Genomic DNA, 11,433 nt, shown 5'->3' on the forward strand with positions numbered 1-11,433 from the left:
AAGCCGTTGACATTTGCTAGGGGCGACGGGAACGCCGCCCCTAGCCACAGCCGCCCAGTGCATGGAGTGTCTAGCTCCTACCACTTTTGGAGATCGTTCGCTTGAGTGCTGTTTTAAAGACAGCATCTAGACGTTAGAATCTTTAAGATAGAATATTTACAATTGAGATCTTAGCAGTTTCAGCAAATCCATTGGTCTTTCTGAGATCGAGTCCAGCCGAATAGCCTAATGTGACATCTTCATACATCTCCAATCGGCAAACATATTGCTTTTGAGAAAATTATAATATCTATATTTCTGGTTCTGTTTCTGCTAGGTTAGCAAATAGTTCCTGGAGTTTCCACCGTTGAATATAGGGCCAGCCACCATTTTCCTCGATATCTCGCAACAGGGCGTATAGAGCCTGGCGATTATTGGGGAGAGCCGATTGAAAATAGCCTTGTTGAATTTCGTGGTGAAGATGTTCTAAAGTACGCAACAATTGCAGCAGGGCGATCGGATCTGTGCGGTCGCGATCGGCAATGCTATGTATTTTGGCGGCGATCTCATCTAGATCGACATTCGAGGTATTGGTATTTGAAGATGACAATCTGTTTGATTCCAATTTTGAGGGTACTGAGTTATTGTATTGGTTCATTTAACTCGATCTGTCAAATATTTTTAATATAAATTTATATTTTGAGATCTGTGGCTACACATGGCATCAAATATTCACAAATCGTTTGCTGACAGATGTGACGTAGACGGCAAGCTCGTTGTAAAATACCGATCGACAAGACAATTATCTTACTGCGTCTGTGACCCTCGATCGAACACAATTTTGAAGATTAATTCGATCCAAGGCTCACGCATCGGCAAAGACTGTAATAACATAAAATATATCGAAAATTGAGGTTCATCATGAAATTTCGCGGATTAGTCGCCGCTCTACTAGCCATCTGTATTGGCTTGTTGACGGCTTGCAGTGATGCACCTGTATCAGCAACAACTGTACTCACATATGAAGATATTCGGGGGACGGGACTGGCAAATAACTGCCCCGTCATCGACGATACCAGTCGGGGAGCAATTGCGCTGGATGTTGCCAAGAGTTACCAGTTCATCGACATGTGCATCCAACCCACTAATTACTTTGTCAAGGAAGAACCTCAAAATAAACGTCAGGAAGCTGAATTTGTCGCAGGTAAATTAGTCACCCGCGCAACTTCTAGTCTCGATCAGATTAGAGGTTCCGTCACACTAGCCGAAGATCGCACTCTCACTTTCAAAGAGGAAGATGGAATTGACTTCCAAGCTATCACTGTCAAAATGCCTGGTGGTGAGCTAGTACCTTTCCTATTTACCGTCAAAGAATTGGTCGCAACTAGCAAGCCTGGAGTAGAAAGTATCACTACTTCTACCGACTTTGCAGGTGAATACAAAGTACCATCCTACCGTGGTAATGTCTTCCTCGATCCTAAAGGTCGTGGTGTTGCCAGTGGATATGACAATGCTGTAGCACTGCAAGCCGAATCCGAAAGCCGGACTGGTAATCGTGCCAACACCAAGCGTGCTACTGCTTCAAAAGGTAAAATCAACTTTGAAGTTGCGAAAGTCAACAGTGCAACTGGCGAAATCGCGGGTATTTTTGAGAGCGAACAAACCTCCGATACAGATTTAGGTGCTCTAGATCCCAAAGAAGTCAAAATTCGCGGTCTTTTCTATGCTCGTCTAGAAACCAAATCCTAATTTAGGCTTTGGGCTTTAGGTTCGGATTTAGATATTCTGACAGGTGTTGTATCGATCGGGTATGACACCTTTTTTAGGGATCGACAATGAGTAAATTCTATCTGGCTTGGCGATCTTCAAATTGAGAAACTGAGATCGCTAGATTCGATACCTTATTTTCGATGTGCTAACCTCTATTCTCTATAGTATTAATTCTTCATTCACAAAGTGATACCACATATGGGTCGTGCTAAAAAAGTCGTGCTTGCTTATTCTGGTGGGGTAGATACCTCCGTATGTATTCCTTATCTCAAACAGGAATGGGGTGTGGAAGAAGTAATTACCCTCGCCGCAGACTTGGGACAGGGAGATGAATTAGAACCGATTCGTCAAAAAGCTTTAGACTCTGGGGCTAGTGTCTCACTCGTAGCGAAAGCAACCGAAAGTTTTATCATCGATTATGCCTTCCCTGCACTCAAGGCTAATGCGCTGTATGAAAATCGTTATCCACTCTCTACCGCTCTAGCGCGTCCATTGATTGCCAAATTGCTAGTCGAAGCCGCTGCTGAGTACGGCGCGGATGCCGTCGCTCACGGTTGTACCGGTAAAGGTAACGATCAAGTCAGATTTGATGTCTCGATCGCTGCCCTCAATCCTAACTTGAAAGTGCTGGCTCCAGCGCGGGAATGGGGGATGAGCCGCGAACAAACGATCGCGTATGGGGAGAAATGCGGAATTCCCTCACCTGTAAAAAAATCCTCTCCCTACAGCGTCGATCTCAATTTATTGGGACGGAGTGTTGAGGCTGGTGCGCTCGAAGATCCGTGGGTAGAACCGCTGGAAGAAGTTTATGCACTCACTAAAGCGATCGAAAATACACCAAACGAGCCAGAATATATTGAGATTGGCTTTACTTGCGGCGTTCCAGATAGCATTAATGGTACAGTACTCGCTCCAGTCAGTCTGATTAGCCAATTAAATCAAACTGTTGGCAATCATGGCATCGGGCGGATTGATATGGTTGAAAACCGTCTCGTCGGCATCAAATCGCGCGAAATCTACGAAGTTCCCGCTTTGTCCGTGTTAATTCAAGCTCACCGAGAGCTAGAGAGCCTCACCCTCACTGGCGATGTCACCCAATACAAACGGGGCATCGAGGAAACTTATAGTAAAATCGTCTACAACGGTCTGTGGTATTCGCCTCTTAAAGCTGCCCTGGATGCCTTTATCGAGCAAACCCAAGCACGAGTAACTGGTACTATCCGGATCAAGCTATTTAAGGGCAATGCGGTAATTGTCGGGCGGCGGTCAGAGTACAGTTTATATGATATGGACTTGGCTACCTACGGTGCCGATGACAAGTTCGATCACAAGGCTGCTGAAGGATTTATTTACGTTTGGGGCTTACCTACACGGGTATGGTCTCAGCGGAATAGGCTTTAGGCTTTAGGCTTTAGGTTTTAGGCTTTAGGTTTTAGGAGTCAATCTTGTTTCAAGTTAAACCCTAGAGATCTCCCCTAAAACCCCTTCAAAAAGGGGAACCAGATCCGGAAGTCCCCTTTTTGAAGGGGGATCTACACTGACTGAGCGTATTACATATAACTTATCAAACACCCTCTACCGCCTAACGCCTAAAGTGTTGTTTTAGAACATCTAGTGGCGATCGATCCCAGTAGTCAATGTGACTGATAATTAAATCTAATTCATTCAACAATAACTCAGTTCTACCAGTAATTTCGATCCGTGGATACCAAGGTAGCGGCGTATTCCAGCTCAATGACCAGCGAGTGGAGATCTCGCGATCGACCCGATCGATCGCGTGTAATTCTAAGTGAGGATTTTTAAACCATTTCTGGATAAACTCGATGGTCTGCTGGTAACGATCGAGTCCACGAAACCGCGTTAGTGGGTCTTGAAAATAGACATCCTCGGCATAGATTTGATAGCTTTGATCGATGGGAAATTTGGCGTAGTCTTGACGCAAGATCGTAATAATATCCATGTTAGAACGGCGACTTTAGAATTTAGTAGTAGTGAGAATACTTTTAATTAGCTCATTTTTAATTAATAGCTCTTCTGCACGCAAATATGCACAGATCGCCTCATTTGTCACACCATGTTGCTGCTTGTGACTAAAGACCGACAGAGTGGTAAGAATACCGAGCAGGTCGATGGGTTTGAGGGAGATCGGACTACCGCCAATATCATTCGATAGCAACTTGGGTAGCCAAATAGGTGACTGACAGAGATTGGTCTTCAAATCGCCTGGGCGAATTAAGCACAACAGATCGATGCCAAAATCTTTGTACACTAGTAGTCGCATATAAGCTTCATTGACGACTTCAATATCGAGAAATGGCAAGACACAAATCCCTAGCTCAACGGGATTGCGATCGGCAGGAAGACAAACTAATTTAAAGTCAATTAAGCCCTGATTGCGTCCTGATGGGTAAATTCGATCGAGTCGCACGATTTTGACGCCAGCAATTGTTTGACCGATCGCCAATTATAAGCATAGTAATAATCCAGCGGCGATTTTTTCCTTATCCTCGATCGATCGGGATAGTTCTGGAATACATACTTGCCGTTCGACTGCGAATGCTGTGGCTACGGCGCGAAGATCTTGGGCATCTATGCTAGTCATCTTACTTTGTAATTCATCATTATCCTAGCTCAATCAAGCGAAAATCTGGCAAAAGATCTCTAAAATAGGATTAAATATCAAATCATACGTTTAGACAAGATGACTGAATCAAAATCTGCACAGGAGCTATTTCAGGCTGCTTACGAAAACCGTTATACTTGGGAGCCGAGTTTTCCTGGCTACACAGCCGCAGTGAAATTTCAACATGGAGATCGAGTGCTGACTGGTACAATTGCTGTCAAAGCCAATCTCAGTGCGGAAGTCATCGGTATCGATGATGAAGAAGCGCGGGATTCAATTATCGGACAACTGCGTGAAGTAGCCATCCACCGCGTCCGCCGGACTTTTGCTGATACTCATAGCAAAAATACTTTTAGCTATGGCGAAACCGACGCCACAGGTGCAGTAGAAATCCTCATGGGCGGCAAATCCACAGGCGATCGCTATAAACTCCGTAATAACGAAGTCTGCCACGTTCATCGCCATATTCATGGGATCATGGTGACGATCGATACCTTTAGCAGTCACGATACTGGTGCGGGCTATCTCTCTCATCGCTATGACTCGATCTACGCCGATCCTGTCACGGGAGAAATCAAAAGCGGTAAAATCGTCTTTGAAGATAATTATCAAAAAGTTGGCGAGTACCAAATTCTCAGCCAACGGATTATCCAAGCTGTAGAAGACGGTCAACCCGTAACTACTGAGTTTACTTTTACCGATATCGAATTATTACCCGCTCAAGTTAAAGCTGTCGCGGCGACAGTCTAGGTATTAACTGCTATGAGTCGTTAGGTTATTTATGGCTACAGATGTAAACTTCACCAGCGATTTTACGTCTGTAGTCTTAGTTTTTGAGATTAGACATCGAGAGTTGCTATGAGCATAGAAAGTAAAGCTTGATAATTTATGTTTGATTCCCGCCCTCGGTTGACTGAAGTAGCTGCGGTCTTTTTGAAACTGAGCACGATCGGATTTGGCGGCCCAGCGGCGCATATTGCCATGCTAGAAGCCGAAATTGTCACCCGGCGACAATGGATTTCTCAGGCGCAATTCTTGGATTTAATTGGGTTGACAAATCTGATTCCGGGGCCAAGTTCGACAGAGTTGGCGATTTATATCGGCTACCTGCGGGCTGGCTGGTGGGGGTTAATTATTGCAGGGGTGTGTTTTATTGTGCCAGCGATGGCGATCGTTTGGGGACTAGCGATCGGGTACGATCGAGTGCAAGCGATTCCTGAATCGATCGCGATTTTTGCCAGTATCAAGCCAGTAGTGGTGGTATTGACCATTCAAGCGATGTGGAAGTTACGTCGATCGGCAATTAAAAATATCGCCACAGGTGTCGCTGGAATCGGCGCGATCGGCTTGTTTGGATATTTTGACCTAAATACATTAATGGTGCTATTGGTGGCAGGATTTGGAGTACTGCTGGGTCAAAATTGGCAGGGCTTGAGAGGTGGATTGCCCGTTGTCTGGTTGCCCAAGCTTGAATTGCCGATCTTAGCCATTTTTCCAGTAATTACGTCTCATCCTTCATGGGTAGATGTCTTGACTATTTTTCTGAAAATTGGTGCGACGATTTATGGCGGTGGCTATGTATTGTTAGCATTTCTCCAGCCAGAATTGGTCGATCGCACTCATTGGTTGACATCGACACAGTTGCTCGATGCGATCGCCATCGGGCAGATCACTCCAGGGCCATTATTTACCACAGCTACATTCATTGGGTACTTGCTAGCTGGGCATCAGGGCGCGATCGCTGCCACAATTGGCATCTTCTTACCTAGCTTTGGCTTCGTCGCTCTACTGACATTTTGGGCACCTAGACTGCGACATTCGCGCTGGTTTAGAAGTTGGTTAGATGGTGTCAACGCTGGAGCTTGGGGGGCGATTGTCGTAGTTGCTTATCGATTGGGGGTAAGTACACTCGTGGACTGGCAATCCTTGGCGATCGCCGTTGTAAGTTCATTGTTACTATGGCGATGGCGGATTGAGGCAATCTGGCTGATATTTGGTAGTGCAACAATTGGTTTAATCGGACAATTGGCTCGATATCACTAAAATTGCCCCAGTTTAAGTAAATCTCTTCCAGGCTGATGTAGTTTAAATAATATCGATCGACAATGCTCAAGTAGCAATGTTTTCCAAATTTCTACAATCTCGCTCGCGACAGACTGGCTATGATGATGGTATGCCTCACTCTACTTCTCAACTATGCCCAGAACTAATTATTACCTACCGGACACAATTGAGATTTTAGATCGATCGTCAATATTATAAAAAATAGAGATTGAGTGAGGCTTTAGATTAATATGCACTTTGATTTACAAACATTAATTAAAATTTTTGGGTATCCCTTGGTATGGGGGATTGTTTTTGCGGAATCAGGATTATTGGTCGGCTTTTTGTTGCCTGGGGATAGTTTACTTTTTGTGGCTGGCTTCATGTGTTCTTTAGCCAAAACTGGACTGGATATTCGCGTGATGGCATTTGGCTGTTTTGTATTTGCAATTGTGGGCGATAGTGTTGGGTACTATACGGGCAAAAGATTTGGGCGCAAATTATTTGACAAAGAGGATTCTAAGTTCTTTAAGAAAAAGCATTTGATAGCTGCGGAAGAGTTTTTTAGTATCCAAGGTAAGACGGCAATTATTTTGGCAAGATTTATGCCGTTTGTTCGGACTTTTGCGCCGATTGTGGCGGGGATTGCAGCGATGCGCTATCAGACATTCATGCAGTATAATGTTGTTGGTGGATTTGTCTGGGCGAGCGGTTTGACTGCTTTGGGTTACTTTTTAGGCAAAACAATTCCACCAGAGCAGATCGACCAATATTTGCTACCAATTGTTTTAGGAATTATGTTTATATCGCTGGCTCCATCTATTTTCCACATTCTCAAAGCACAGCAACGAACAAAGAATTAGATTTGGTAACACAAATGCAGGTCGCCATTTTTTACCATCTCCTCGCAAATATTACAGATTGTTGAGTTGTTTCTCATAACAACGGTGTTGTAACCAGAGATTGTTTATGATGAACCTCGAAATCGTTAAATATCAACTAAGGAAAAGCTTACGATGCTTGACTCTTTTTCCAGAGCGGTAGTAACCGCAGATGCTAAGACTGCACCGATTGGTGGTACCGACCTGAATGCACTCAAAGGTTTCATCGCTGAAGGCAACAAACGCTTAGATGCAGTCAACGCGATCGCTAGTAATGCTAGCTGCGCTGTATCCGATGCTGTAGCTGGGATGATTTGCGAAAACCAAGGTCTAATCCAAGCTGGTGGTAACTGTTACCCCAACCGTCGCATGGCTGCTTGCTTGCGCGACGCAGAAATCATCTTGCGCTACGTCACATACGCTCTGCTGGCTGGTGATGCTTCCGTACTCGACGATCGTTGTTTGAACGGTATGAAAGAAACTTATGCAGCATTGGGAGTACCGACAACTTCTACCATCCGTGCAGTTCAAATCATGAAATCTGCTGCGCTAGCTCACATCAACGACACCAATACCGAAGCAAACGGTGGTAAGCGTTTTGTCCAAATGGGTGCATCTAAAGGTGACTGTTCCGCACTGACTTCCGAAGCTGCTTCCTATTTCGATCGCGTAATCTCTGCACTTAGCTAGTAGACGAGATCGATCGTTACCAGCTGACTGAATTGAAACAAACTATCAAAATATTTTTTCTGGAGTTATTAGAACATGAAATCTGTTGTTACCACGGTAATCGCTGCTGCTGATGCGGCTGGTCGTTTTCCTACCTCTTCCGATCTAGAATCCGTACAAGGTAGCATCCAACGTGCAGGCGCACGTTTGGAAGCTGCTGAGAAATTGGCGGCTAACTTGGACAGCGTAGCTAAAGAAGCTTACGATGCGTGCATCAAAAAGTATGGCTACTTGAACAACTCTGGTGAAGCTAACGAAACCCAAGTTAAAAAAGACAAGTGCTTACGCGACATCAAACACTACATGCGTTTGATCAACTACTGTTTGATCGTTGGTGGTACTGGTCCTTTGGATGAGTGGGGTATTGCTGGTGGACGTGAAGTTTACCGTGCATTAGACTTACCTACTGCTCCTTACGTTGAAGCTCTCCGCTTTGCCCGTACTCGCGGTTGTGCTCCTCGTGACATGTCCGCTCAAGCATTGGTTGAATACAATGCTCTCCTCGACTACACCATCAACTCCTTATCTTAGGAAGCTGGTTGACTCAGTAATTTAGGTTATTTGAGTGCTAAAGGAGGTTTTCGATCTATTGCTTTGCCTAATGGTTGAGCGATCGATCGAGAGCCTCTTTTGTTATGTGATGAACTAGATCCCCGACTTCTTCTCGAAGAAGTCGGGGATCTGTTGGGATCTGTTGAAGTCTAAAATCGTTACTTGGTAATAAAATAAATTATGACTAATAAACGTTTTTTTAATATTTTTAATCTTACCGAAGCAGAAGCGATCGAGTTATTAGATACGCCCTGCGATAAACTAGCAGAAGATGAATCCCGCTATGTCGCGGCTTCTCACCTGATCAATTTTGACACAGAGGCATCGATCGATGCGCTGCTCCGCGCGATCGCCAATGACGATCCCGAACTCGATAATCGGATCGTGAGGCGCAAATCTGTCGAGACACTGGGCAAACTCCAAGCTAGACAAGCATTACCTGCGATCCGTACCTGCTTGGCAGAATCAGACTGTTATACTGTCGAAAATGCCGTGTGGGCGATCGGTGAAATTGGGACTAAAGATCCCGAAATATTGTCAGAAATCGCGCAAATATTAGAGCGCGAAGGACAAAATCATCGTGTCATCATTCACACCTTGGTTAAGCTCGATTATTCACCAGCACTCGATCGAATTAGAACTTTTACTGAGTCTACCGATGAAGCGACAGCGAGTGCCGCGATTGCGGCGGTGTGTCGATTTACAGGTGACTATACTCAGATGGAGCGGGTGATGGAATTTTTGTTCCACCCCAATCGGAATGCTAGACGCGCTTGTATTCAAGATCTGATCGATGCTAATTATTATCCCGCAATTGGGGCGATCGCGAGATGTCCGGTATCGATCGTCTTTCGCTTACGTGCGATTCGACTACTTGCAGATTGTGGCATTGCCAGCGGAGAGCTAGAATATGCCGATATTCGATCGAGCTTAGAGCAAACATTACTCGATCGACCCCAAGATCTAGAATTAATTCACGAATACGATCTGCCACCCACGCTAGATTTCTTGATTCGGCAGTTGTATGAGACTGATTTTGGACTGTGCTATTTAGCCACTCAGACGATCCTTGATGACTTTGCCGCGCTTGCACCTGCGGCATTGCTGGCGACTTATGAAGCAGAGGCTTACAACGACTATGGTGCCCATTATCATGTGATGAAACTGCTCGGGTGGCTCAAATATATGCCAGGTTACGATCTCTTAGTCGAAGCCTTACATAACCGCGAACCACAGTTCCAGAAGTCTCGCGCCGCCGCTGCTCTTGCCTTGGGCGAACTCGGCGACACACGAGCAATACCGTTACTGGTAGCTAGTTTGGATACCAAAATTTGGGATCTCAAATACGCGATCTTGATGGCATTAGCCAAGCTCGGCGATGACAGCGGACGAGAATTAACAGCTAATGATGATGATTGGCTGATTCGCGCCCGATCTGCGATCGCCGCAAACCAATAAATTTGGGTGAATAAGTAGGTAGGCGCATTCATTTATTAGATAGATTGTGCCTGAAACCTAGCTGGTGGGCAGTGCCCACCCTACATCTTGCGTTAACTACCCTCTACCCTCTACCCCCTAATGGAAGCATTATTCGATCGACTCAAACATCCCAATCCCAATTTACGCGATCGAGCGATGCTAGAACTAGTTGAGACTCGCGATGAGACGACGATTCCTCGGCTGATAAGCATCCTCGATGAAGATGATACTACCTATCGCCGTGCCGCTGTCAAAACGCTCGGCGCGATCGGGATGGACACCGTACCATTTTTGATCGAGATCTTGGCGAGGAGCGAGAATGTCACCGTGCGCGGTAGTGCCGTCAAAGCTCTAGCACAAGTAATCGTCAACTATCCCGATGTCCCGTTTCCCGCCGAGGGATTGGAATGCCTCAAAACTTCGATGAGCGATGAGAATCCCGTTGTCAATATTGCCGCAGTAATGGCACTAGGAGAGCTGGGTACCCCAGCCTTTGAAATCCTCGTAGAGGCTCTCCAGACGACCGATAACATCGCCCTTCAGGTAATTTTGGTAAATACCTTGGCTAGTATCGGCGACATCCGTGCAGAGCCAATTTTAGCGGCAGCGATCGAGGATACCAGTCTCGATGAGTACGTCCGCGAATCAGCCACTAGTGCCTTACCACGATTGGAGCAGACGATGAAATACAAGGAAATGCAAGCAGCCCGCAGAGCTTAATCGAGCCTATAAATGCTTGACGTAGGCGATGTTAGTATAACTATGCTTAAATCCGACTGATTCACATAGCTTTCTGGCTCCGAAAGCATTCTCAGCATCGACACCAATGTTAGCAATCTCCATCTTTAGAGCCTTGAGCTGCTCTAAAGCATGAAATAACATCGCTCTTGCTAATCCTCTCCTTTGAAAGTCTGGGCTGGTGAATAAGAGAACAACCCATCCCTCTTGTCTGCCGATAAATGTGTTGTGCGCTTGATTAATCGAGCAATAACAGATCGAGGCAAACTTACCGTCAGCATCGACTGCAACTAAATCTAGTCCGGGTAAGTAGTCAGGATTTTGTAAGCGATGTTTGTAACTTTCTACAGTTAGGGGTTGGTAGATCCAAGCACTACGAAAAGCTTGGTTGTGGAGATCTACCCATACCTGTGCTTCCCGTTCGCCATCGACAGCGCGAATCTTAAACCCTTCTGGCAGTGGTGATGAAGGAATAGTTTGCTTGAGCGATTGCGATAAAAAATAGACCCATCCGGAAATTTAGATCCTATACTCCACATGGGTTTCGATCGCTTCATACTTCCTCACGTATTTGTTGTATTTCATTGCTCGGATTGGGATCTTAGCTAATTACTATTAAAAACTAGCCAATTAGTTGGC

The 11,433-nt window shown here is 45.4% G+C and carries 14 protein-coding genes; 9 read left to right on the forward strand and 5 right to left on the reverse strand.

Annotation, left to right across the window (positions count from 1 at the left end; translation table 11 throughout):
* Window positions 1-289 precede the first annotated feature (289 nt).
* Window positions 290-637: a hypothetical protein gene (locus ACEW9J_RS24195; RefSeq protein ID WP_373547625.1), complete on the reverse strand. Its 348-nt coding sequence runs from the start codon at window positions 635-637 to the stop codon at window positions 290-292.
* Between the two features lie 263 nt (window positions 638-900).
* On the opposite strand from ACEW9J_RS24195, the gene ACEW9J_RS24200 reads away from it, so the two are divergent.
* Complete coding sequence (locus tag ACEW9J_RS24200) at window positions 901-1,728, forward strand: photosystem II manganese-stabilizing polypeptide (protein WP_373547626.1); 828 nt, start codon at window positions 901-903, stop codon at window positions 1,726-1,728.
* 219 nt (window positions 1,729-1,947) lie between these two features.
* Window positions 1,948-3,150: an argininosuccinate synthase gene (locus ACEW9J_RS24205; RefSeq protein WP_373547627.1), complete on the forward strand. Its 1,203-nt coding sequence runs from the start codon at window positions 1,948-1,950 to the stop codon at window positions 3,148-3,150.
* 181 nt (window positions 3,151-3,331) lie between these two features.
* Here the strand turns inward: ACEW9J_RS24205 and ACEW9J_RS24210 are convergent, their stop codons facing one another.
* Genes ACEW9J_RS24210 through ACEW9J_RS24220 form a run of 3 tightly spaced genes read right to left on the reverse strand, consistent with a single transcriptional unit; the run spans window position 3,332 to window position 4,351 of the window.
* Window positions 3,332-3,709 (reverse strand): DUF2358 domain-containing protein, encoded by a 378-nt coding sequence (locus tag ACEW9J_RS24210; RefSeq protein WP_373547628.1) that lies wholly within the window; start codon window positions 3,707-3,709, stop codon window positions 3,332-3,334.
* 15 nt (window positions 3,710-3,724) lie between these two features.
* On the reverse strand, window positions 3,725-4,213 hold the full coding sequence (locus ACEW9J_RS24215; RefSeq protein ID WP_373547629.1) for a hypothetical protein: 489 nt from the start codon (window positions 4,211-4,213) through the stop codon (window positions 3,725-3,727).
* Window positions 4,214-4,351 (reverse strand): hypothetical protein, encoded by a 138-nt coding sequence (locus ACEW9J_RS24220; RefSeq protein WP_373547630.1) that lies wholly within the window; start codon window positions 4,349-4,351, stop codon window positions 4,214-4,216. It abuts the gene before it with no gap.
* A 99-nt stretch (window positions 4,352-4,450) separates the two neighbouring features.
* On the opposite strand from ACEW9J_RS24220, the gene ACEW9J_RS24225 reads away from it, so the two are divergent.
* The 7 genes from ACEW9J_RS24225 (at window position 4,451) to ACEW9J_RS24255 (ending at window position 10,776) form a co-directional block, all read left to right on the forward strand.
* Window positions 4,451-5,122, forward strand: coding sequence for a DUF3386 domain-containing protein (locus ACEW9J_RS24225; protein WP_373547631.1), 672 nt, complete (start codon window positions 4,451-4,453; stop codon window positions 5,120-5,122).
* A gap of 138 nt (window positions 5,123-5,260) precedes the next feature.
* Window positions 5,261-6,415: a chromate efflux transporter gene (chrA, locus tag ACEW9J_RS24230; protein ID WP_373547632.1), complete on the forward strand. Its 1,155-nt coding sequence runs from the start codon at window positions 5,261-5,263 to the stop codon at window positions 6,413-6,415.
* Between the two features lie 251 nt (window positions 6,416-6,666).
* Entirely contained in the window at window positions 6,667-7,278 is a 612-nt protein-coding gene (locus ACEW9J_RS24235; protein WP_373547633.1) for a DedA family protein, read from the forward strand.
* Between the two features lie 153 nt (window positions 7,279-7,431).
* On the forward strand, window positions 7,432-7,986 hold the full coding sequence (locus ACEW9J_RS24240) for a bleomycin hydrolase (protein WP_373547634.1): 555 nt from the start codon (window positions 7,432-7,434) through the stop codon (window positions 7,984-7,986).
* Window positions 7,987-8,061: 75 nt separating this feature from the next.
* Window positions 8,062-8,556 carry a bleomycin hydrolase gene (locus tag ACEW9J_RS24245; RefSeq protein ID WP_373547635.1) on the forward strand — a complete coding sequence of 165 codons (495 nt, stop codon included), beginning with the start codon at window positions 8,062-8,064 and terminating at the stop codon, window positions 8,554-8,556.
* 201 nt (window positions 8,557-8,757) lie between these two features.
* On the forward strand, window positions 8,758-10,035 hold the full coding sequence (locus ACEW9J_RS24250; protein ID WP_373547636.1) for a HEAT repeat domain-containing protein: 1,278 nt from the start codon (window positions 8,758-8,760) through the stop codon (window positions 10,033-10,035).
* Between the two features lie 120 nt (window positions 10,036-10,155).
* On the forward strand, window positions 10,156-10,776 hold the full coding sequence (locus ACEW9J_RS24255; RefSeq protein WP_373547637.1) for a HEAT repeat domain-containing protein: 621 nt from the start codon (window positions 10,156-10,158) through the stop codon (window positions 10,774-10,776).
* A 6-nt stretch (window positions 10,777-10,782) separates the two neighbouring features.
* Here ACEW9J_RS24255 and ACEW9J_RS24260 read toward each other — a convergent pair whose 3' ends face one another.
* Window positions 10,783-11,313 carry an N-acetyltransferase family protein gene (locus ACEW9J_RS24260; RefSeq protein WP_373547640.1) on the reverse strand — a complete coding sequence of 177 codons (531 nt, stop codon included), beginning with the start codon at window positions 11,311-11,313 and terminating at the stop codon, window positions 10,783-10,785.
* Between the last annotated feature and the right edge of the window lie 120 nt (window positions 11,314-11,433).

This window comes from Chamaesiphon sp. (assembly GCF_041737865.1).
In the GTDB taxonomy this organism is placed as follows: Bacteria; Cyanobacteriota; Cyanobacteriia; order Cyanobacteriales; family Chamaesiphonaceae; genus Chamaesiphon.